This is a genomic window from Citrobacter sp. RHBSTW-01013 (assembly GCF_013781985.1).
GTDB classification, from domain to species: domain Bacteria; phylum Pseudomonadota; class Gammaproteobacteria; order Enterobacterales; family Enterobacteriaceae; genus Citrobacter; species Citrobacter braakii.
The window spans coordinates 759,390-781,720 of record NZ_CP056185.1; the positions used below are offsets into that span (position 1 = coordinate 759,390).

Consider the following 22,331-nt stretch of genomic DNA (forward strand, 5'->3'; position numbering starts at 1 on the left):
TCCTTAATCTAATGTAATTATTTAAACATTTGGCGTGGATGAACCAGCAATGCACGGTAGTGAGTTTGATTTGGCTTATCGGACAGGACATTAATTTCGACTTTGACTTCTTTTGTTTTGTAGTCAATTTCGTTGATTTTGCCGATGGTTGGCTGTCCAACGTCAAATAAATTAATCGAACCACCAAAGCCAAACATGGTGTCGCGATCCTTTTGATATTCGATAACCGAGGTGATAGGGCTATAAAAATCATAACCGCGCTCTTTTCCGTACTCCCAAATTTGCTGGACGGTCCCTTTTTTCTCGTCAATTTTATATTCGACGAAACGGGAGTATTTCATCGTTGGTAAAGCCGGTTGTTCGAGTCCGCGGCCATCGCCGTTGTCAAAAATGGTAAGCGTTCCTTTGCTGGAGAGCCATGCGGTGTGTTGAGTGTAGGTAAAATCGAAATCGGTATTCTCGCACTTGCCATTTTCATCACATTTCAGTGCGTTGCCTTTATCATCAACCGGTTTTAACAGCTTGCTTGCCAGCGCCTTATTCCAGCCTTTAGACGGTGCAAGGATCCACTTAACCTGTTTATCGCGACCGATTTTGACAACCCCCTGATGGCGGGAAGAGATAATGATGGCGTCGTCTTTGGCGTCAAAGGCGATGGAGTTAACGTGCGCCCAGTTACGACCCGCACCCACGCCGAGGGCATCACCGTAGGGGGTATCTGGCTCCAGTTTTGCCTGCTGGCCGGCATGAGCGAGGTCCACGTTGACGCATACCGCGCCCGCATCCAACGCACCCAGCAGTGCATCACGCATCGGATCGAGAATTTTTGTCAGATCCCACACGTCAACAACACGACCGGATTTGTCGACTTCAATAATCTGGTCGCGGATAGTTTGTACGTGAATGCCATCTTCCTTGCGATAGTCCCGTTTACCCACGCGAAGCAGTACGGTGCCGTTCACCGTTTCGACGGACTCATGCGATGCGTCGAGGAATCCGCGCGGCAGCTTATGGTCGGCCAGAATCTGGCCCATCATATCGAATTCATACCAGTGCTGGCCCTGTACGGCGGTGAAGGTGCCGCGCGGTGTCTCCCGTATGCCCATCAGGTAACCGCGCTTATTGATATCCATGTCATGGCCGTCATAGAAAGTGTCCTGATCCAGCCACCAACGATATTCGCCTTCCGTATCAACGACAAAGGTAAAGGGTGCGATATCAAAGGGTAATGCGCCACCGGCCGGACCAGCATCCAGGATACCGGCATTTTTATCTTTTTCACCATGCCAGTGGAATTCTGCGCCCTGCGCGGTAAAGGTGTGGGTATTCACCAGATAGAGACGGTCTTCAAAGCCAGGTGCGACCTTAATAACGTTTGTTTGCTGTAAATCGGAAATAGAACGGTTATCCATGTAGTGATTAACGATGGCAGATGTTTGCACCACGTAATCTTCCTTGATGGCCTTGCCATTTTCTTTATATTCAACGGTGACCTTATTAGCGAACTTTTGATAAAGGCCAAAAATAGGAACCCCATCGTAGGTGGCGAGGGATTCTTTGCCGACGGTATAGGTAATTGGGACTCCTTTTTCACCTTTACCATGAACGGTGACTTTAACATCCGAAATAACGTGACTATCTAATTCAACCAGTGCGGTAAGAGGGGCGTTTCCGTATGGGTCAACGACTATCGCACCCAATTTTCCTGCGGGCTGGGCTGGTTGGAAACCTGCGGCAAATGAATTCCCTGCGGCAAAGCCAAACGTCAGTGCAAGCGTTCCGGCTAGAAGTGTTTTTCGGTACTGTGTAAACATGGATATATCTCCTTATATTATCTTTAAATATAACAGTGCTGAATATATTATGTTTTTACGATGTGAATATAATAAAAAATGGTATTGCCGATGCTACTTTTATGGTGAATATATTAATGTTGATGAAATGTATTATTTTGCAGGTGCTAATTTTTATTATTTTTGGGATGGTATGAGTGCGTTATTTTAAGGGCAATATTTATTATTGCGCAGTGTGATCTTGTCGACATTGTTTTATTTTTTATAACGGTGTTAACTATTTGCATAGCTGCTGGTTTATATGATCGAAATCATATATTTGTTTCTGGAATATGCCACTATAGGAGTATGTCAGAATAAGGTTGTGTAAAATTTTAACGTTAAATGTTTAATGATGTTAAATTTTAAGGGTAAAAGAATGTTTATCGCCTGGTACTGGATTGTATTAATTGCACTCGTTGCAGTTGGTTATTATTGCCATATGAAGCGTTATTGTCGGGCATTTCGGCAAGACCGGGATGCATTACTCGAGGCGCGAAACAAACTCTTTCGTCGTTCTGGCGAAGATAACAGCGCGGTTAAGGAACAGGAATAGTCCTTCACGTTCTGCTATGGATGAGCGGATGCTGTAAATTAGCAGGGTGGCATCCGCCCTCTGAATTAGCCGATCCCCATGGACTGGAGGATGACAAGACTTAATCCCATCACCGACATTCCACAAAGTACCCCATAGCTGGGATTATTATTCGGATCGATCTCTTTTGCCAACGGCATTAGCTCATCGACGGACAGCGCCACCATAATTCCTGCGACTGCTGCCATTATTGCCGCCATCACCACCGGTGAGATCAGGCTCCCCAGAATTAACCACGCCAGTACGCCGCCCAGGATTTCCGCCATGCCCGAGATCCCGGCCCAGAATATCGCCGTACGTTTGGAGCCCGTGGCTGCATAGACTGGACCCGCAACGGCTAATCCTTCAGGAATATTGTGTAATGCGACGGCAAGGGCAATACCAAAGCCCAGCTCGAGGTTGCTGCTGGCGGTAACAAACGTCGCTATCCCTTCCGGGAAGTTGTGCAGGCTAATGCCGAGCGTTAATAAAATCGCGGTACGTTTAATGGAGCCGGGCAGTGGCCGCGTGGTTTTCTGTACCAGATCCTGAGGGTGCGCGTGCGGCAATAGGCGGTCCAGGCCAAAGTATCCCAGTAAGCCAACGATAAACATTCCGTAGCCCAATACCGGCGACATGCCTTCAGCAGCCAGTGCGGCTGGGAGCATCTCCATCAGTGAGATCAGTAACATAATCCCTGCGGCGAAGCCTAAAGAAAAGGCGAGCACGCGGTTGGAGGGTTTTTGCCCTAACACGCCGAGAAATGCGCCGATAAACGTGGCGGCGCCTGCCAGTAAAGTCAGAAGTAAAGGTACTGACATCGACAAATAAAACTCCTTATCAATCTGCTGTCCGGGTTGGATCGTCAAAATAACTGATGATCTTCATCATGGTTATCTGAGTTCTTCATCAGCCGAATAAGCGTATTGTGGTGGTATCAAAATGACTCCCTCAGTAAGGATATCATCATGTCTTCAACTCGTATGCCAGCATTGTTTTTGGGCCACGGTAGCCCGATGAATGTTCTGGAAGATAACGTTTATACCCGCGCCTGGCAGCAACTGGGGGAAACGTTGCCGCGCCCGAAAGCCATTGTGGTGGTCTCGGCGCATTGGTTCACTCGTGGCACGGGCGTGACGGCGATGGAAGCGCCTAAAACAATCCACGATTTTGGCGGTTTTCCGCAGGCGCTGTATGACACCCATTACCCGGCTCCTGGATCACCGGAACTGGCGCAGCATCTGGTTGACTTGCTGGCCTCGGTGCCCGTTACCTTAGACAAAGAGGCGTGGGGTTTTGACCACGGTTCATGGGGCGTGCTGATCAAGATGTACCCGCATGCGGATATTCCGATGGTGCAGCTGAGCATTGACAGTACCAAACCTGCGGCCTGGCATTTTGAAATTGGCCGCAAGCTGGCGGCACTGCGTGATGAGGGCATTATGCTGGTAGCCAGCGGCAACGTGGTGCATAACCTGCGCACTGCGCGTTGGCACGGTGAGAACACGCCATATCCGTGGGCGACCTCATTCAACGAATATGTTAAAGCAAACCTGACATGGCAGGGACCGGTTGAACAGCACCCGCTGGTGAACTATCTCGATCATGAAGGGGGATCGTTATCGAACCCGACACCGGATCACTATCTGCCGCTGCTGTATGTATTAGGTGCCTGGGACGGCAAAGAGGCAGTGACTATTCCTGTTGACGGGATTGAGATGGGAAGTTTGAGTATGTTGTCGGTGCAGGTCGGATGATAAATGTCCGATGGCGCTGCGCTTATCGAGCCTACAGTTCGTGCTGTAGGCCGGGTAAGACGCAGCTACCACCCGGCACTCTCAGTCATTCGACAAAAATATGCGGATAGAAACGCGAGAGATCCTGCGTGATCAACGCGCGGTCTTCGCGAATGCCGATGCCAGCTGGTTGATCGTTGATTAGCCAGCTGCCGATCAACATATAGCTGTCGCCAAACTTCGGTAGCTGATGGAACTGCTGCACGATCATACCTTCTTCGCCGTACGGCCCTTCCACTGCTTCGATCGTTTTACCGTTTTCGATAATGGAAACGTTCGCGCCTTCACGTGAGAAGATCGGCTTTACGACAAATTTATCCATCTGAGGATAGTCATCTTCGGCGAAATACGCAGGCAGCAGATTCGGATGATCCGGGAACATTTCCCACAACAGCGGTAATAACGCTTTGTTGGAGATGATGCTCTTCCAGGCTGGTTCCAGCCAGCGAACGCCAGCGTCTTCCAGCTTGGTGGAGAACATTTCACGCAGCATGAATTCCCACGGATAGAGCTTGAACAGGTTAGCAATGACCTGATCCTGCATATCCGTGAACTGACCTTTTTCACCAAGACCAATATCTTCGACATAGAGGAATTCAGTGGCGATTTCAGCTTCGGCAGCGCAATCCTGCAGATACTGGATCGTTCCGCGGTCTTCCACCGTATCGCGACAACAGGTCAGATGTAGCAACTGAAAACCATACTGCTCACGCAGCTCGGCGAAACGCTCGATCAGCTTTTCCTGCAGACTGTTGAACTGATCGCTGCCTTCCGGCAGGTTGCCTGCATTGAGTTGGTCTTCCAGCCAGATCCACTGGAAAAACGCAGCTTCGTACAGAGAGGTTGGCGTATCGGCGTTGTTTTCTAACAGCTTAGGCTCGCCCGTGCCGTCCCACGCCAGATCGAGACGCGAATAGAGCGACGGTTGCTGTGTCAGCCAGGACTGGCGGACAAAGCCCCAGGTATGCTTCGGAATGCGAAACTTGGTCATCAGCTCATCGCTGGCGATGACCCTTTCCACCACTTTGAGGCACATTTGATGCAGCTCTGCGGTGACCTCTTCCAGCTTTTCGACCTGAGCAAGCGTGAGCTTATAATACGCATCCTCACACCAGTACGGCTCGCCGTACATAGTGTGAAAGTTGAAACCGTATTCGGTGGCTTTATCGCGCCAGTCCGGGCGCTCAACAATACTGACTCTTTCCATGACGATCAGCCGCCCATTGAACGTGTGGTAGTACCGCTTGCGCTACGCTGCATGGTGCTCTGTTTAGCCACAGATTCGCCAAATCCACCGCGGGTTACGGTAGAGGTGGTAGCCGGTTTCGGCGCCATGGCGGTTTTCGGTACGGTCATGGTGCGACCCGGCGTTGCGGCGCCGTAATTTTTGCCGCCGGCATCCGTATATTTGCCGTATGCCGGGCTGGCCGGATTTTTCGAGCTGAACAGCGGCTGCTGAGCGCCCATACCGCCACCCATCATGCGGCCCATCATATAGCCTGCCATTAGCGGCATCCAGAAGCTGCCGCTGCTTTGATTCTGCGCCTGAGCCTGGCCTTCACCGGTCGGCGTCATGCCCGCTTGTGCAGGTGCCTGTTGGCACTGGCCTTCGCCGAATTCAGCGATACAGTCTTCGCGAGTGGCGTATTTTGGCGCGGTGCGTTCAGCTTCTTTCAGCGCATTGTTAAACGCGGTGGTACATTCGGCGCTTTTACCCGGATTAGCTGCAGAGCAGTCGTCCGCGTTCTGATAAAGCGAAACCGTTTCGTCACTCTTTTCACAGCCCGCGAGCATAAAAACAGCGGTAACTGCCAGAGCGACAGGAGTCAGGTGGCGCGCGCTCCAGCTTTTGCGGAACGAGGCGTGATGTATAGATTTTGTCCGTTTCATTTATGTCTTCCAGGACCCAGTGGTAACTCTGCTCAGAATAGAGGATGACTGGTCGAAATTGAAGCGGGAAGAGGCGAGAATGCGGAAGAAGGGGCGGATCTTTACGTTGCCTTACGTTCAGACGGGGCCGAAGCCCCGTCATCAGCATCAGTTACGGAACGGGTTGTTACCGTTGCTGCTGGTTGAACGTGCAGCCGTTGGTTGAGCAGCAGGCATATTGCCGTTGCTGTTAAAGTCATTCACAGCGGCATCTTGCTGCGGATTTTGCGGCGCTACGTTATCCGGAGAAGTCGGGATCGGTTTACCCAGCGTATTATTCAGCGCCACCAGATCCTGCTCGTTCAGCGTACCGAGCGCAGATTTGACGTTAAGCTGGTTAATAAGATAGGTATAACGCGCATTCGCCAGTTGCTGCTTGGCGTTGTACAGCGTGGTGGTGGCATCCAACACATCCACGATGGTACGGGTACCTACGGAATAGCCTGCTTCCATCGCATCTAAAGAGCTTTGGGCAGAGACAACCGCTTGTTTGTACGCGTTAATGCTACTGATAGAAGCATTAATGTTGTTGAACGAAGAACGCACGGTTTGCACCACGCTGCGGTGCGCGCTTTCCAGTTGTTCGCTCGCGCCAACAAAGTTGTACTGCGCTTGTTTCACCTGCGAGTTAACCATCCCACCCTGGTACAGCGGCAGCGAGAAGTTCAGACCAATTTTGTTCTGGCCCATGTTGCTGTCGTCGTACTGGGAGGTGTTGGTTTTCGACCCGCTGTAGGAGGTGTCAGAAACGCCGGTAGAGGCGGTCAAACCCAGCGTTGGTAAGTGACCATCCTGCGCCAGACGAATCTGTTCACGCGCCAGATCCTGGCTCAAACGCGCCTGCAATAATGAGAGGTTGCGGTTTTCTGCTTCTTTCAGCAGCGCGTTCACCGCCTGCGGTTTGTTGGTTTTAAAGCCATCAACGTTCAGCGAAGCCAGTTCGGGGTAGTAGTTACCGGTCACCTGGCGCAGCTGTTCTACCGCGTTGTCCAGATTGTTACGCGCGGTCACTTCGTTCGCCAGCACGGTGTCGTATTGTGAACGGGCGTTCTGTACGTCAGTGATGGCGACCAGGCCAACGTTAAAACGCTGTGTGGTCTGATCTAACTGACGATAGACCGCATCTTTCTGTGCCTGAGTGTAAGACAGCACGTCAATCGCGTTCAGTACGTTAAAATAAGCGGTAGCGGTATTCAGGATCAGCGTTTGCTGATCGGTCTGATACGTTACGTCCTGGATGCCTGCTGCTTTTTCTTGCAGCGTCAGGGCACGCCATTTAGACATGTCGAACAGCGTCTGAGTCAATTGTAATGACGCGCTGGTTGCGTTGGAGTTGACGCCATTTGCATCACGGTAGCCATTGCTGTAGGTGTAATCGGCACCTAAACCTAGTTGCGGCAGTAATGGGCTACGCGCTTCGTTAATTTTTTCGAATGCAGCATCGCGATCGGCGGCGGATTTACGCAATTCCGGGTTGCTCAGGCGTGCTTGCTGATAAACCTGCATCAGGTTTTCAGCCTGGCTCAAAGTAGTGAACCCCGACAGGCTCAGGCCGATAAGGATGGGGAGCAATTTCTTCATTTGCATTCCTTGTTGTGAAGCAGTATTTAGCGCTGATCAAATTGTAAAAATATTTGCTGATTCTAGCAGAATCCGCCACTTCAAAAAGTTGGCGTTACGTGCCATACGGCGTTAATTTGCATCAATTTAACACAAGGGCGTTCAAACATCAGTCAAACGACCTTGAAATTCACATTTTAATCACTATTGGTTTCAGGACAGCACAATGCGTAAACCAGACAACTTGCCAATGACTTTCACTAAAAATGATGTAGAAATTATTGCACGAGAAACGCTATACCGCGGTTTTTTTTCACTGGATCTTTATCGGTTCCGCCATCGCCTGTTTAACGGCGGTATGAGCGGTGAGGTAAAGCGCGAAATTTTTGAGCGCGGACACGCGGCAGTCTTGCTACCCTTTGACCCTGAGCGGGACGAAGTTGTTTTGGTCGAGCAGATCCGTATCGCAGCGTTTGATACCAGCGAAAGCCCGTGGCTCCTGGAAATGGTGGCCGGAATGATTGAAGAGGGCGAAACCGTTGAGGATGTGGCTCGTCGTGAAGCGATGGAAGAGGCCGGGCTGGAAGTTAAACGTACGAAGCCCGTTCTGAGCTATCTGGCAAGCCCTGGCGGCACCAGTGAGCGCCTGTCTATTTTAGTTGGCGAAGTGGACGCCACGACCGCGAGCGGGATCCACGGTCTGGCTGATGAAAACGAAGATATTCGTGTTCATGTGGTGAGCCGGGAGGAGGCTTATCAATGGGTTGAAGAGGGGAAAATCGACAACGCGGCTTCTGTCATCGCCTTGCAATGGTTACAGCTGCACTATCAAGAGTTAAAAACTGAGTGGAAAAAATGAAGCGTTACACACCTGACTTCCCTGAAATGATGCGCCTGTGCGAAACCAACTATTCGCAATTGCGCCGCCTGCTGCCACGTAATGATGCAGCCGGTGAAACAGTGAGCTATCAGGTAGCAAACGCACAATATCGGTTAACGATCGTTGAATCGACCCGATACACTACGCTTGTCGCGATCGAACAAACGGCACCCGCGGTCACTTACTGGAGCCTGCCGTCATTGACAGTCCGCCTGTATCATGACGCGAGGGTGGCCGAAGTGTGTTCGAGTCAGCAGATCTTTCGCTTCAAAGCGCGGTATGATTATCCAAATAAAAAGTTGCATCAACGCGACGAAAAGCATCAAATTAATCAGTTTCTGGCCGACTGGTTACGGTACTGTTTAGCACATGGAGCGATGGCGATTCCGGTTTATTAGCGTCGTGAAACCTAAGGACACCATTTGGAAAGCCTGTTAACCCTTCCTTTGGCTGGTGAGGCCAGAGTCAGGATCTTACAAATTACAGACACTCACCTGTTTGCCGAAAAGCATGAAACGCTGCTGGGTGTAAACACCTGGGACAGCTATCAATCCGTACTGGATGCAATACATGCAGAGTCGCCTGAATACGATCTGATCGTCGCGACTGGTGATTTGGCGCAGGACCAATCCTCTGCGGCCTATCAGCATTTTGCTGAGGGCATCGCAAGCTTTCGTGCGCCCTGCGTTTGGCTACCGGGCAATCACGATTTTCAGCCGGCAATGTACAGCGCGCTACAGGACGCGGGGATCTCACCCGCTAAACGCGTCTTTATTGGTGAACAGTGGCAAATCCTGTTGCTGGACAGCCAGGTGTTCGGCGTTCCCCACGGTGAATTAAGCGAATTTCAGCTCGAATGGCTGGAACGTAAACTTGCCGATGCGCCTGAGCGCAATACTTTGCTGCTTCTGCATCATCATCCTCTGCCAGCAGGTTGTAGCTGGCTCGATCAGCATAGCCTGCGTAATGCCGCAGAGCTGGATAACGTGCTGGTGAATTATCCTCGTGCCAAGTATTTGTTGTGTGGGCATATTCATCAGGAACTGGATTTGGACTGGAACGGACGCCGCCTGCTGGCGACGCCGTCGACCTGTGTGCAGTTTAAGCCACACTGTTCCAACTTCACGCTAGATACCATCAGCCCAGGCTGGCGGACGCTGGAGCTTTTTGCTGACGGGACGTTGCAGACGCAGGTACGCCGTCTGCAGGGTAATCGGTTCCACCCTGATACCGCTTCAGAAGGCTACTGATGTCTACGCTTCTTTATCTTCACGGATTTAATAGTTCTCCTCGTTCGGCGAAGGCATGTTTGCTGAAAAACTGGCTGGCGGAGCATCATCCGCACGTTGAGATGATCGTACCCCAGTTGCCACCGTATCCGGCCCAGGCCGCAGAGATGCTGGAATCGATCATTCTCGAACATGGCGGAGAGTCGCTGGGAATTGTCGGTTCCTCGCTAGGAGGCTATTACGCCACCTGGCTGTCGCAATGTTTTATGCTGCCCGCGGTGGTGGTGAACCCTGCTGTCCGACCTTATGAACTGCTGGTCGACTATCTCGGTCAAAACGAGAACCCCTACACGGGGCAGCAATATGTGCTAGAGTCACGCCATATTTACGATCTTAAAGTCATGCAGATTGACCCGCTGGAAGCGCCGGATTTGATCTGGCTGCTTCAACAAACGGGCGATGAAGTGTTGGACTACCGCCAGGCGGTGGCGTATTACGCCTCCTGCCGCCAGACAGTTATTGAGGGCGGAAACCACGCATTCACGGGCTTCGAAGATTATTTCAACCCGATTGTCGATTTCCTTGGACTGCACAGTTTCTGACGATCAATTCGAATTGCTTATTTAAACCATGACGCAAACTTATAACGCTGATGCCATTGAGGTACTCACTGGGCTTGAGCCGGTACGCCGTCGCCCGGGGATGTACACCGATACAACCCGTCCGAACCATCTTGGACAGGAAGTGATTGATAACAGTGTGGATGAAGCACTGGCGGGCCACGCAAAACGCGTGGACGTGATTTTACATGCCGACCAGTCTCTGGAAGTTATTGATGATGGCCGCGGCATGCCGGTAGACATTCACCCTGAAGAGGGCGTTCCGGCGGTAGAGCTGATCCTCTGTCGTCTGCACGCAGGCGGTAAGTTCTCCAACAAAAACTATCAGTTCTCTGGTGGTTTACATGGGGTGGGGATCTCCGTGGTCAACGCCCTGTCGAAGCGTGTGGAAGTGAATGTGCGCCGCGACGGGCAGGTGTACAACATCGCGTTTGAGAACGGCGATAAGGTGCAAGATTTACAGGTTGTCGGTACCTGCGGTAAACGCAATACCGGAACCAGCGTGCACTTCTGGCCGGATGAAAGCTTCTTTGACAGCCCGCGTTTTTCCGTTTCGCGCTTAACGCACGTACTGAAAGCCAAAGCGGTGCTGTGCCCTGGTGTTGAGATCACCTTTAAGGACGAGGTCAATAACAGTGAACAGCGCTGGTGCTACCAGGATGGCCTGAATGACTATCTGAGCGAAGCGGTGAATGGCCTGCCGACGCTGCCGGAAAAACCGTTTATCGGTAATTTCAGCGGTGAAACAGAAACCGTGGACTGGGCGCTGCTCTGGCTGCCGGAAGGCGGCGAGCTGCTGACTGAAAGCTATGTGAACCTGATCCCAACCATGCAGGGCGGTACGCACGTTAACGGCCTGCGCCAGGGTCTGCTGGATGCAATGCGCGAGTTCTGTGAATATCGCAATATTCTGCCGCGCGGCGTGAAGCTGTCGGCGGAAGATATCTGGGATCGCTGTGCTTACGTGCTGTCAGTAAAAATGCAGGATCCGCAGTTTGCCGGACAAACCAAAGAGCGCCTCTCTTCGCGGCAGTGCGCGGCATTCGTCTCTGGCGTGGTGAAAGATGCTTTCAGCCTGTGGCTGAACCAGAACGTGCAATCAGCCGAACTGCTAGCTGAGATGGCGATTTCCAGCGCCCAGCGTCGTCTGCGTGCGGCGAAAAAAGTGGTGCGTAAAAAGTTGACCAGCGGTCCGGCGTTGCCGGGGAAACTGGCGGACTGTACCGCACAGGATCTTAATCGCACCGAACTGTTTCTCGTCGAAGGTGACTCGGCGGGCGGATCGGCTAAACAGGCGCGCGATCGTGAATATCAGGCGATCATGCCGCTGAAAGGTAAGATCCTCAACACCTGGGAAGTCTCTTCCGATGAAGTGTTGGCTTCGCAGGAAGTTCACGATATTTCGGTGGCGATCGGCATCGATCCGGACAGTGATGATCTGAGCCAGCTGCGCTACGGTAAGATCTGTATTCTGGCGGATGCGGACTCCGATGGTTTGCATATCGCCACGCTGCTGTGCGCGCTGTTTGTGAAACACTTCCGTACGCTGGTGAAACACGGTCACGTCTATGTGGCGCTGCCGCCGTTATACCGTATCGACCTCGGTAAAGAGGTGTATTACGCGCTGACGGAAGAAGAGAAAGCGGGCGTGCTGGAGCAGTTAAAACGCAAGAAAGGCAAGCCGAATGTGCAGCGCTTTAAAGGTCTGGGTGAAATGAACCCGATGCAGCTGCGCGAAACCACGCTGGATCCGAACACCCGCCGCCTGGTGCAGCTCATCATCGAGGACGAAGACGATCAGCGTACCAACGCAATGATGGATATGCTGCTGGCCAAGAAGCGTTCTGAAGATCGCCGTAACTGGTTGCAGGAGAAAGGCGACCTGGCGGATCTCGAAGGGTAATTGACCGTGAATGCCGGATGGCGCTGGGCTTACCAGGCCTGAGGATTGCAATATAAGCCGGATACGTCTGTTTATGGCGTTATCCGGCAAATCGACAATCTTAAATGCCAGACTCCAGAATACGAATACTCATGTCCAGCACGTCGCCTTTCACGGCTTCGCTATAGGCTTTCATATGCGGTGTCTGCAAATGCGCTTCAAGATGCGCAATGCTTTCCCACTGTTCAACCATCACGATTGAGTCCGGGGCTGTGGTCTGAAAACTGACGCCAGCAGCATGATCGACCATCGGCGCGTAGCCGTGGCAACCTTCTTCTTTCAGTACGGTTGGAACGATTTTAGCGAATTGATCCAGTACCGCTTGGCGGTGATGTTGACCTGGACGTGTACGGATTTCTGCAATAACGGTAAGCATGGTTAACTCCTTCTAATTCCAGGTTACCAGTTAACCAAAAATTTCGTTCAGATGCTTGCGATATTCTGCGATATAACGCGGGACGTCCGGCATTTTAATCACGTCATTGGTGATAAAGGTCGGCAGCGCTTCCATTCCCAGGAACTGGTTTGCTTTATGGAACGGGAGATAAACGCCATCAACGCCAACGCCATGGAAGAACTGATCTTTTTCAGTAAAAGCTTCCATCGGTGCGTTCCAGGTCAGTGACAGCATGTATTTTTTGCCCTGAATCAGCCCACCGGAGCCGTATTTTTTAGACGCATCTGAACGCGTGCGACCATCGCTGGCGTACAGCGTACCGTGACCTTCGGTAAACACGTCATCAATGTATTTTTTCACGGTCCACGGCGCACCCATCCACCAGCCAGGCATTTGCCAGATAACCACATCGGCCCAGACGAAGTTCTGTACTTCATCAGAAATGTCATAGTCGCTGTCGGCGCGCACGATTTTAACATCATGCCCGAGGTCGCGCAGAAGGCCATCCGCGACCTCGGTCAGGGTGTCGTTTAACTGACCGTTGGAGTGGGCGAATTTTTTCGCACCATTGATAATCAGAATGTTGCTCATTTTGTGTCCTCAGGGAAATACGTTTGAAGACGATTTTACCCCTACCAGCGACGCGGTGAAATTAGCAAAATGTGCAAAGTCTTTTGCTATTTGAGCAATAATAACGCAATTACCAACTGACCTTCGCTTCAAAGCCACCTTGCGGAGCGTTGCCAAACGAGGCTGACATTCCATGCAATATTGCGATACGGCGGACAATCGATAGGCCGAGACCGCTGCCGGTCACGCTTTGTCCCGGTGGACGATAAAAGCGTTCCCCGATGTGCGTCAGGACCTCTGGCGCAACGCCAGGACCATTATCCTTGACGCTAAAATTACGGGCGTTGAGCGTCACTTCCACAATGCTACCCCGCGGGCTGTAGCGGATCGCATTATCCAGCAGATTTCGTACCATCAGGCTCAGCAACAGCGGCTGTCCAGTGCGCATGATGTTGTGCGCGTTAATCTGCAAACGCACGTCGATATGCGCCTGCTGGGCCGAATGGTAGATATCCATCACCGCGGATTGCAAAAGCTCCTCCAGCGAGATTTCCGCCACATCCTGAAGATTGTCGAGGGAGTCGAGGCGTGAAAGCGTCAGTAACTGATCGACCAGCCGGGTGGCGCGTTCAATTCCCGCATGCAACTGTACCAGCGCTTTTTCCCGCGTTTGCGTGTCGTCGTCTGACAGTTGCACCACTTCCGTTTGTACTTTCAGCGCGGTCAACGGGCTGCGCAGCTCGTGGGCAGCATCAGAAGTGAAACGCCGTTCGCGGACCATCATGGAATGGGTGCGGGTAAACAACTGATTGAGCGATTCAACTAACGGGCGTACTTCGCTTGGCACACCTTTCGGATCGAGCGGCTCCTCCGATTCCGGTGAGCGCCAGCGCAGAGCCTGCGCCAGTTTTTTTAGCGGCCTGAGTTCACGGCTAATCATGACCACCAGGATTAGCAACATCAGCGGCAGCGCAATCAACCACGGTGTTAACTGGGCGGTGACGATCGACAGCGCCATATCCTCTCGATACTCCCACTCCTGGCCTACCACAATGCGGTATTTGCCGTCAGCGGAATTCAGCCACAGAAAACGCCATGCGTCGTTGTCCCCCTTGAGTTGGCCATCGGTAAAGCCTTCGCGGGTGTAGCTGTAGGGAATATCCTGGCCGTTGTCGCCATCGTGCAATACCATTTTGCCGTCGATGGTGAAGATGGCAAACGTCAGCGCGTCGTCATCAATATGGCCGTGTTTGAGCTTCTTCGGCGTGCGAGCCATATTGCTTGAGGTGGTGACGTCGCTGATATCCAGCGTGCTGAGCCGCTTGGCGAACAACATCAGTTGGGTATCAAACAGCTCATCGACATTATCGGTGGTCTGCTTCCAGGCTACAAAGCTCGAAACGGCCCAGGTCGCTGATGCCAGAATCAGAAAAATAAGCGTTAGCCTGACGCGCAGGCTGAGGCGTTGTGTGAGTTTCATGCGTCACCCAGGGTGTAGCCAATGCCATGCACGGTACGGATAAAGTCGCTGCCGAGCTTACGGCGTAAGTGATGGACGTGTACCTCAATCGCATTGCTGGAGACGGTTTCGTCCCAGGTATACAGTTTTTCTTCAATCAGTTTGCGGGGCAGGACGCGACCCTTATTGCGCATCAGCAGCTCCAGTAGAGCGAACTCTTTGGGTTTGAGAGACAAAGGCTCATCTGCCGCCGTGGCAACCAGCGCGCCGGGATCGAGCGTCACCTGACCATGGCGCAATATGTTGCTCGCCTGGCCGCTGGCACGGCGCACCAGCGCCTCCAGTCTGGCGGCAACTTCGATCAGCGCAAAGGGTTTGCACAGATAGTCATCCGCGCCGAGACGCAGACCCTCAACGCGTTCCGCCAGCGCGTCGCGAGCGGTCAGAATCAGCACTGGCTCCTGCTTCCCGTTGGCTCGCCATTCGCGCAAGATGTCCCGTCCGTCGATGCCTGGCAGCGTCAGGTCGAGGATCACCGCATCATAAGGGGCGCTGTAGAGCGCTTCTTTCCCCTGGCGACCCTCGGTAAACCAGTCGATGCTGAAACCCATTTTACTCAGACCTGTTTTCAGGCCGTCGCCGATCAATGTGTCATCTTCGATCAGTAAAATACGCATATGTTCTTCCCTGCAGCCGCTCTCATTAGCGTCAGTAAACCTTGTGACTACAGCCTCTGTACAGCAAAAAAAGTATCTTTTTTTGCCTTAAGAACTTGTTAAGGATTAACTTATTTAATAGTCGTAAACCAAAATGAAAGGGAGACATGACGATGAAAAAATTAGCTGCAATGGTTGCCGTAATGGCACTGTGTTCCGCACCTGTTCTGGCAGCGCAGCAGGGCGGTTTCTCTGGACCGACAACCACCACGCAAAGCCAAAATGGCGGATTTGTCGGCCCGAATGGTAGCAGCGCGACGGTAGAAAGCGCCAAATCACTGCGTGATGACACTTGGGTTACCCTGCGCGGGAACATCGTTGAGCGTATTTCCGACGACCTGTATGTGTTTAAAGATGCGACCGGCACGGTGAATGTGGATATCGACCACAAGCGCTGGAACGGCGTAACCGTCACACCGCAGGATGTGGTTGAAATCCAGGGTGAAGTGGATAAAGACTGGAACTCCGTTGAAATCGACGTGAAACAGATTACCAAAGTTGCCAAATAATCCCCATCAGGGCCGCACTCGTGGCCCTTTTCTTTGTGACTCAACACGCCAGATAGGGTAGTATCTGCGGCAATATTGCCCTTCAATAGAGGGGTACAAAGTTGAGGAACCACGATTAATGAGCGATATGGCAGAGCGCCTGGCGCTGCATGAATTCACGGAAACCGCCTATCTGAACTACTCCATGTACGTCATCATGGACAGGGCGTTGCCGTTTATTGGCGATGGTTTGAAACCCGTTCAGCGTCGCATCGTGTACGCGATGTCCGAACTAGGGCTGAATGCCAGCGCCAAATTTAAAAAATCCGCCCGTACCGTCGGTGACGTACTGGGTAAATACCACCCACACGGCGACAGCGCTTGTTATGAAGCGATGGTGCTGATGGCGCAGCCGTTCTCTTACCGCTATCCGCTGGTTGACGGGCAGGGGAACTGGGGGGCGCCGGACGATCCGAAATCCTTCGCGGCGATGCGTTATACCGAATCCCGCCTGTCTAAATATGCGGAAGTTCTGCTGGGTGAACTCGGCCAGGGAACGTCGGACTGGGTGCCAAACTTCGACGGCACCATGCAGGAGCCGAAGATGCTGCCTGCGCGTCTGCCAAATATTCTGTTGAACGGCACGACCGGTATTGCCGTTGGTATGGCGACGGACATTCCGCCGCATAACCTGCGTGAAGTGGCGAAAGCGGCGATTACCCTGATTGAGCAACCGAAAACGACGTTGGATCAGTTGCTGGACATCGTGCAGGGGCCGGATTACCCGACCGAAGCGGAGATCATTACCTCGCGGGCAGAGATTCGTAAGATTTACGAAAACGGACGTGGCTCCGTACGTATGCGTGCGGTATGGACGAAAGAAGACGGCGCGGTGGTGATTTCCGCACTGCCGCATCAGGTTTCCGGGGCAAAAGTGCTGGAGCAGATCGCCGCTCAAATGCGCAATAAAAAGCTGCCGATGGTAGACGACCTGCGCGACGAATCGGATCACGAAAACCCGACCCGTCTGGTGATTGTCCCGCGCTCCAATCGTGTGGATATGGAGCAGGTGATGAACCACCTGTTTGCCACCACCGATCTGGAAAAAAGCTACCGCATCAATCTGAATATGATCGGTCTTGATGGTCGTCCAGCGGTGAAAAATCTGCTGGAGATCCTCACCGAATGGCTGGCGTTTCGCCGCGATACCGTACGTCGTCGCCTGAACTATCGTCTGGAAAAAGTGCTTAAACGTCTGCATATCCTTGAAGGTTTGCTGGTGGCGTTCCTCAACATTGACGAAGTGATCGAAATTATTCGTCATGAGGATGAACCTAAGCCCGAGCTGATGTCGCGGTTTGGCATTTCTGAAACCCAGGCTGAAGCCATTCTTGAGCTGAAATTGCGCCACCTTGCCAAACTCGAAGAGATGAAAATCCGCGGCGAGCAGGATGAGCTGGCGAAAGAGCGCGATCAGCTGCAAGGCATTCTGGCTTCCGAGCGTAAAATGAGCAACCTGCTGAAGAAAGAGCTGCAGGCTGATGCCGAGGCCTATGGCGACGAACGCCGCTCTCCGCTGCAGGAACGTGAAGAAGCGAAGGCGATGAGCGAGCACGACATGCTGCCGTCAGAGCCAGTGACCATTGTGCTGTCCCAGAGTGGTTGGGTGCGTAGCGCGAAAGGCCACGACATTGATGCGCCGGGATTAAGCTATAAAGCGGGCGACAGCTTTAAGTCTGCGGTGAAGGGTAAGAGCAACCAGCCGGTGGTGTTCGTGGACTCGACCGGACGCAGCTACGCCATCGACCCGATTACGCTGCCGTCGGCGCGTGGACAGGGTGAACCGCTGACCGGGAAGCTCACGCTGCCGCCGGGCGCGACGGTTGAGCACATGCTGATGGAAGGCGACGATCAGAAACTGCTGATGGCATCCGATGCGGGTTACGGTTTTGTCTGCACCTTTAACGACCTGGTAGCTCGTAACCGTGCTGGTAAGGCATTGATTACGCTGCCAGAAAATTCGCGCGTTATGCCGCCGGTTGTGATTGAAGATGAAACCGATATGCTGCTGGCAATCACCCAGGCCGGTCGCATGTTGATGTTCCCGGTAAGCGATTTGCCGCAATTGTCAAAAGGCAAAGGGAACAAGATTATCAATATCCCTTCAGCGGAAGCGGCGAAAGGCGAAGATGGCCTGGCGCAGCTCTACGTGCTGCCGACACAAAGCACGCTGACTATCCACGTCGGTAAGCGCAAAATTAAACTGCGTCCTGAAGAGTTGCAGAAAGTGACCGGCGAGCGTGGCCGTCGCGGTACGCTAATGCGTGGTCTGCAGCGTATCGATCGCATTGACATTGACTCGCCTCGACGCGCCAGTCACGGCGACAGCGAAGAATAACGCTACCGTCCGGCTCTCCCTGTTTTAGCCCGGGGAGAGCCAAGGTTAAAAATTCCCGTGAAACCGTTGTTTATTCGTGCGTTGCGATTAACAATACGCTTTTCCAGAGAGCCGCCCTTAACAAAGCCCTAACCTGATACTGCGTGATGAATCAGGTGACGTAAAATGCCAGGCTCTTAGGCCTCAGAGGTTGTTATGCTATATATTTTTCGTTTAATCATTACTGTTATTTACTGCGTTCTGGTCTGTATTTTCGGTTGCATATACTGTTTGTTCAGCCCACGAAATCCAAAACACGTCGCAACGTTCGGTCATATGTTTGGCCGCCTGGCTCCCCTTTATGGCCTGAAGGTTGAGTGCCGCATGCCGGCAGACGCGCAGAACTATGGTAATGCTATCTATATTTGTAATCATCAGAACAACTATGACATGGTTACCGCTGCGAATATCGTTCAGCCGCCGACGGTGACAGTAGGCAAAAAAAGCCTGTTGTGGATCCCATTCTTCGGGCTGCTGTACTGGTTAACCGGCAACCTGCTGATTGACAGAAACAACCGTACCAAAGCGCACAGCACCATTGCGGCGGTGGTGAATCATTTCAAAAAACGTCGTATTTCTATCTGGATGTTCCCGGAAGGAACGCGCAGCCGTGGTCGCGGTCTGCTGCCGTTTAAAACCGGCGCGTTTCATGCGGCGATTGCGGCGGGTGTCCCGGTTATTCCGGTGTGCGTTTCAACTACCTCGAACAAGATAAAACTCAACCGACTCAATAATGGTCTGGCGATTGTAGAGATGTTGCCACCGGTAGATATTAGCCATTTTGGGAAAGATCAGGTTCGTGAACTGGCAGCGCATTGCCGTACGCTGATGGAACAAAAAATCGCAGAACTCGATAAAGAAGTTGCTGAGCGGGAAGCCGCCGGTAAGGTTTAATCCGCGCAATTCGGGTTTGTTACAGGAAAAGATTTCCTGCGTGTTAATCGCCAGTTTTTCATGGAGTTTATATGTCATTCAGTCGGCGTCAGTTCATTCAGGCATCGGGGATCGCACTGTGTGCAGGTGCTGTTCCGCTGAAGGCTAATGCTGCCGGTCAGCAACAACCGTTACCCGTACCTCCGCTGCTGGAGTCCCGTCGGGGGCAGCCGTTATTTATGACGCTGCAACGCGCCCACTGGTCCTTCACGCAAGGCACGCGCGCACCTGTCTGGGGGATTAACGGTCGCTACCTGGGACCGACGATCCGCGTCTGGAAAGGGGATGACGTCAAACTTATCTACAGCAACCGTCTGACTGAAAATGTCTCGATGACTGTCGCTGGATTACAGGTGCCAGGTCCGCTGATGGGCGGCCCGGCGCGCATGATGTCCCCTAATGCAGACTGGGCACCAGTGCTGCCGATTCGTCAGAATGCCGCTACGCTGTGGTATCACGCCAATACGCCAAATCGTACTGCCCAGCAGGTTTATAACGGTCTTGCCGGAATGTGGCTGATTGAAGATGAAGTGAGTAAATCACTGTCTATTCCCAACCACTACGGCGTGGATGATTTTCCGATCATTATCCAGGACAAGCGTCTGGACAACTTTGGTACGCCGGAATACAGCGAACCCGGCAGCGGTGGTTTTGTCGGTGATACGCTGCTGGTCAACGGGGCGCAAAGCCCGTATGTCGAAGTCTCTCGCGGCTGGGTGCGTTTGCGTTTGCTGAACGCTTCAAACTCGCGTCGTTACCAGTTGCAAATGAGCGATGGCCGCGCGCTGCATGTGATTTCCAGCGATCAGGGCTTTTTACCTGCGCCCGTTTCGGTGAAGCAGCTCTCGCTGGCGCCTGGCGAGCGCCGTGAGATCCTGGTGGATATGACTAACGGAAATGAGGTCTCTATCACCTGTGGTGAGGCGGCCAGCATTGTCGACAGGATCCGCGGATTCTTTGAGCCTTCCAGTATTCTCATCTCCACGCTGGTATTGACGCTGCGCCCGACCGGTCTCCTGCCGCTGGTGACCGACAGTCTGCCAATGCGCCTGCTGCCAACGGAAATCCTCAGTGGTTCACCGATTCGCAGCCGTGATATCAGTCTGGATGACGATCCCGGCATCAACGGTCAGCTGTGGGACGTCAACCGCATGGATATTACCGCTCAGCAGGGCTCCTGGGAGCGCTGGACGGTACGAGCGGATATGCCTCAGTCTTTCCATATCGAAGGCGTCTCGTTCCTGATCCGTAATGTGAATGGCGCAATGCCGTTCCCGGAAGACCGGGGCTGGAAAGATACCGTCTGGGTCGACGGCCAGGTTGAATTACTGGTCTACTACGGACAACCTTCCTGGGCTCATTTCCCGTTCTATTTTAACAGTCAGACGCTGGAAATGGCGGATCGTGGCTCGATCGGACAGATGTTGGTGAACCCGGCGCCGTAATGCGCCGGAGTTTCCGTTACGCCCGCCAGAACATGCGCGAGAACAGGATCAGAATGGGGTAAATCTCCAGACGCCCCATGATCATGGCCGCGCACATCAGAAATTTTGCCTCCTCGTTTAAGGTGCCAAACGTCGTTGCGGTGATGCCAAATCCCAGCCCCATGTTATTGATGCTGGCGGCAACGGTGGCGAATGAGGAGAAGAGATCGTAGCCCATCAGATTGAGCGCCCAGATAAAAAAGCTGGTAAATAAAACGTAGAGAAAGAAAAAGCTCCATACCGAACGCACTACTCGGTCGCTTACTACGTTATTGCCCACTTTGATATTCAGCAGGGCGCGAGGATGCGCGAGCTGGTGTAACTCCTGACGGCATTGCTTGAACATAATCAAAAAACGCAGCACCTTAATCCCCCCGCAGGTCGAGCCGACACAACCGCCGAAGAAACTGGCGCTGAGCAGCATGAATATCGTGTGCGAAGGCCACTGCGCATAATCCGCCGTCGACAGGCCATTATCTGTCAGCATCGAACTGGCCAGAAAAAAGGCATGCACCAGGCTGTCCGTTATCCCGTACATACCCGCCCGCCAGACCTGCCAGGTGGCGATCAAGGTGACAACCAGCGCAATAAGCAGAAAGAAACGCAGCTCGGCATTACGACGAAAGGGCTTAAAGGTACGTTTCACAATAGCTACGTACCAGAGGGTGAAGTTAAACGCAGACAGCAGTGAAAACAGTCCGGCGACTAACTCAATAGCGTGGCTGTTATAAAAACCGATGCTCTCACTACGGGTGGAAAATCCGCCGAGAGAGACCGTCGACAGCCCGTGGCATAAGGCATCGAAAAACGACATCCCGGCAACCCAGTAGGCCAGAGTACAAATAAGGCCGAGAATGACGTAGGTCAGCCACAGCGTACGTGCGGTATCAGCAAGCCTTGGCGTGAGGCGTTCTTCTTTAAAGGGACCTGGCATTTCAGACTGATACAGCTTCATACCACCAATACCCAGCAGGGGTAATACCGCCACGGCAAGGACAATAACCCCCAGGCCGCCAATAAAATTGAGCTGAGCCCGATAGTACAGATACGATTTCGGCAAGGCGCTGATGTCGTCAATCACCGTAGCGCCAGTGGTGGTTATCCCGGAAACCCCTTCGAACAGGGCATCGGCAAAGGAGAGATTTAAGCCATCGTCCATCCACATCGGCATGGCGCTGATAAACGAAAACAGCAGCCAGAACAGGACGATAATGACGAAGCCATCCCGGGTTCGTAGTTGAATTCCTGCATGTTTGGTTGCCAGCCACGCTCCACCGCCGAGGGTAAAGAACGTCATAAATGTGCTGAAAAAGGCGAAAAAGCTCCGCTCTTTATTTAACAGAGCAATGGCCATCGGCGGCAGCATGGAGAAGCTGTAGAGAAGAACCAGAAATCCGCACAGGTGAACAACTACCCGTAACTGGGAAATATGCAGTGAATCGTTGAGTCGCAATGAAAAATCCCCCGCCGAAAAAGAGTTATCTC

At 52.6% G+C, this 22,331-nt stretch carries 21 protein-coding genes; 11 read left to right on the forward strand and 10 right to left on the reverse strand.

Features of this window, described 5'->3' with window-relative positions; translation table 11 throughout:
• Positions 1 to 17: 17 nt before the first annotated feature.
• Positions 18 to 1,814: an aryl-sulfate sulfotransferase gene (locus HV350_RS03770; RefSeq protein ID WP_016157489.1), complete on the reverse strand. Its 1,797-nt coding sequence runs from the start codon at positions 1,812 to 1,814 to the stop codon at positions 18 to 20.
• 397 nt (positions 1,815 to 2,211) lie between these two features.
• Here HV350_RS03770 and HV350_RS03775 point away from each other — a divergent pair, with 397 nt between their 5' ends.
• Positions 2,212 to 2,388: a hypothetical protein gene (locus HV350_RS03775; RefSeq protein WP_016154525.1), complete on the forward strand. Its 177-nt coding sequence runs from the start codon at positions 2,212 to 2,214 to the stop codon at positions 2,386 to 2,388.
• Between the two features lie 65 nt (positions 2,389 to 2,453).
• On the opposite strand, the gene zupT is transcribed toward HV350_RS03775, so the two are convergent.
• Positions 2,454 to 3,227, reverse strand: coding sequence for a zinc transporter ZupT (zupT, locus tag HV350_RS03780; protein ID WP_016157488.1), 774 nt, complete (start codon positions 3,225 to 3,227; stop codon positions 2,454 to 2,456).
• Between the two features lie 147 nt (positions 3,228 to 3,374).
• Between zupT and ygiD the strand changes: the two genes are divergently transcribed.
• On the forward strand, positions 3,375 to 4,163 hold the full coding sequence (gene ygiD, locus HV350_RS03785) for a 4,5-DOPA dioxygenase extradiol (RefSeq protein WP_181629805.1): 789 nt from the start codon (positions 3,375 to 3,377) through the stop codon (positions 4,161 to 4,163).
• A gap of 85 nt (positions 4,164 to 4,248) precedes the next feature.
• Here ygiD and HV350_RS03790 read toward each other — a convergent pair whose 3' ends face one another.
• The 3 genes from HV350_RS03790 to tolC form a co-directional block, all read right to left on the reverse strand.
• Positions 4,249 to 5,409: a glutathionylspermidine synthase family protein gene (locus HV350_RS03790; RefSeq protein ID WP_019077698.1), complete on the reverse strand. Its 1,161-nt coding sequence runs from the start codon at positions 5,407 to 5,409 to the stop codon at positions 4,249 to 4,251.
• A gap of 5 nt (positions 5,410 to 5,414) precedes the next feature.
• Positions 5,415 to 6,092 carry a DUF1190 family protein gene (locus tag HV350_RS03795; protein ID WP_181629806.1) on the reverse strand — a complete coding sequence of 226 codons (678 nt, stop codon included), beginning with the start codon at positions 6,090 to 6,092 and terminating at the stop codon, positions 5,415 to 5,417.
• A gap of 147 nt (positions 6,093 to 6,239) precedes the next feature.
• Positions 6,240 to 7,718, reverse strand: a complete 1,479-nt coding sequence (tolC, locus tag HV350_RS03800) for an outer membrane channel protein TolC (RefSeq protein ID WP_137367411.1) — start codon at positions 7,716 to 7,718, stop codon at positions 6,240 to 6,242.
• A gap of 199 nt (positions 7,719 to 7,917) precedes the next feature.
• On the opposite strand from tolC, the gene nudF reads away from it, so the two are divergent.
• From nudF to parE, 5 genes are read left to right on the forward strand one after another with little or no spacing between them, the layout of a single operon-like run.
• Positions 7,918 to 8,550 carry an ADP-ribose diphosphatase gene (nudF, locus tag HV350_RS03805; protein WP_137351815.1) on the forward strand — a complete coding sequence of 211 codons (633 nt, stop codon included), beginning with the start codon at positions 7,918 to 7,920 and terminating at the stop codon, positions 8,548 to 8,550.
• Positions 8,547 to 8,969 (forward strand): DUF1249 family protein, encoded by a 423-nt coding sequence (locus HV350_RS03810; protein ID WP_003024582.1) that lies wholly within the window; start codon positions 8,547 to 8,549, stop codon positions 8,967 to 8,969. Before nudF ends, HV350_RS03810 begins: the two co-directional genes overlap by 4 nt.
• A 24-nt stretch (positions 8,970 to 8,993) precedes the next feature.
• On the forward strand, positions 8,994 to 9,821 hold the full coding sequence (gene cpdA, locus HV350_RS03815) for a 3',5'-cyclic-AMP phosphodiesterase (protein WP_149382360.1): 828 nt from the start codon (positions 8,994 to 8,996) through the stop codon (positions 9,819 to 9,821).
• The gene (gene yqiA / locus HV350_RS03820) at positions 9,821 to 10,402 is read left to right on the forward strand and encodes an esterase YqiA (RefSeq protein ID WP_003024575.1); all 582 of its coding nucleotides are present in this window, start codon (positions 9,821 to 9,823) and stop codon (positions 10,400 to 10,402) included. The genes cpdA and yqiA overlap by 1 nt, the downstream gene beginning before the upstream one ends.
• Positions 10,403 to 10,430: 28 nt before the next feature.
• The gene (parE, locus tag HV350_RS03825; RefSeq protein ID WP_046276169.1) at positions 10,431 to 12,323 is read left to right on the forward strand and encodes a DNA topoisomerase IV subunit B; all 1,893 of its coding nucleotides are present in this window, start codon (positions 10,431 to 10,433) and stop codon (positions 12,321 to 12,323) included.
• A 100-nt stretch (positions 12,324 to 12,423) separates the two neighbouring features.
• On the opposite strand, the gene HV350_RS03830 is transcribed toward parE, so the two are convergent.
• The 4 genes from HV350_RS03830 to qseB form a co-directional block, all read right to left on the reverse strand.
• On the reverse strand, positions 12,424 to 12,738 hold the full coding sequence (locus tag HV350_RS03830; protein WP_016154515.1) for a putative quinol monooxygenase: 315 nt from the start codon (positions 12,736 to 12,738) through the stop codon (positions 12,424 to 12,426).
• Between the two features lie 30 nt (positions 12,739 to 12,768).
• Entirely contained in the window at positions 12,769 to 13,350 is a 582-nt protein-coding gene (locus HV350_RS03835; RefSeq protein ID WP_047358646.1) for an NAD(P)H-dependent oxidoreductase, read from the reverse strand.
• Positions 13,351 to 13,459: 109 nt separating this feature from the next.
• Positions 13,460 to 14,809, reverse strand: a complete 1,350-nt coding sequence (gene qseC / locus HV350_RS03840; RefSeq protein ID WP_181629808.1) for a quorum sensing histidine kinase QseC — start codon at positions 14,807 to 14,809, stop codon at positions 13,460 to 13,462.
• Positions 14,806 to 15,465, reverse strand: coding sequence for a quorum sensing response regulator transcription factor QseB (gene qseB, locus HV350_RS03845; protein WP_047499228.1), 660 nt, complete (start codon positions 15,463 to 15,465; stop codon positions 14,806 to 14,808). Before qseB ends, qseC begins: the two co-directional genes overlap by 4 nt.
• A 152-nt stretch (positions 15,466 to 15,617) precedes the next feature.
• Between qseB and HV350_RS03850 the strand changes: the two genes are divergently transcribed.
• The 4 genes from HV350_RS03850 to ftsP all read left to right on the forward strand — a co-directional run bounded on the left by HV350_RS03850 (position 15,618) and on the right by ftsP (position 20,807).
• Positions 15,618 to 16,013 (forward strand): YgiW/YdeI family stress tolerance OB fold protein, encoded by a 396-nt coding sequence (locus HV350_RS03850; protein WP_016154511.1) that lies wholly within the window; start codon positions 15,618 to 15,620, stop codon positions 16,011 to 16,013.
• Positions 16,014 to 16,131: 118 nt separating this feature from the next.
• Positions 16,132 to 18,390, forward strand: a complete 2,259-nt coding sequence (parC, locus tag HV350_RS03855) for a DNA topoisomerase IV subunit A (RefSeq protein ID WP_181629810.1) — start codon at positions 16,132 to 16,134, stop codon at positions 18,388 to 18,390.
• Between the two features lie 195 nt (positions 18,391 to 18,585).
• Positions 18,586 to 19,323 (forward strand): 1-acylglycerol-3-phosphate O-acyltransferase, encoded by a 738-nt coding sequence (plsC, locus tag HV350_RS03860; RefSeq protein ID WP_016154509.1) that lies wholly within the window; start codon positions 18,586 to 18,588, stop codon positions 19,321 to 19,323.
• Positions 19,324 to 19,394: 71 nt separating this feature from the next.
• Entirely contained in the window at positions 19,395 to 20,807 is a 1,413-nt protein-coding gene (gene ftsP, locus HV350_RS03865) for a cell division protein FtsP (RefSeq protein ID WP_016154508.1), read from the forward strand.
• A 16-nt stretch (positions 20,808 to 20,823) separates the two neighbouring features.
• Here ftsP and HV350_RS03870 read toward each other — a convergent pair whose 3' ends face one another.
• On the reverse strand, positions 20,824 to 22,299 hold the full coding sequence (locus HV350_RS03870; RefSeq protein WP_181629813.1) for a TrkH family potassium uptake protein: 1,476 nt from the start codon (positions 22,297 to 22,299) through the stop codon (positions 20,824 to 20,826).
• Between the last annotated feature and the right edge of the window lie 32 nt (positions 22,300 to 22,331).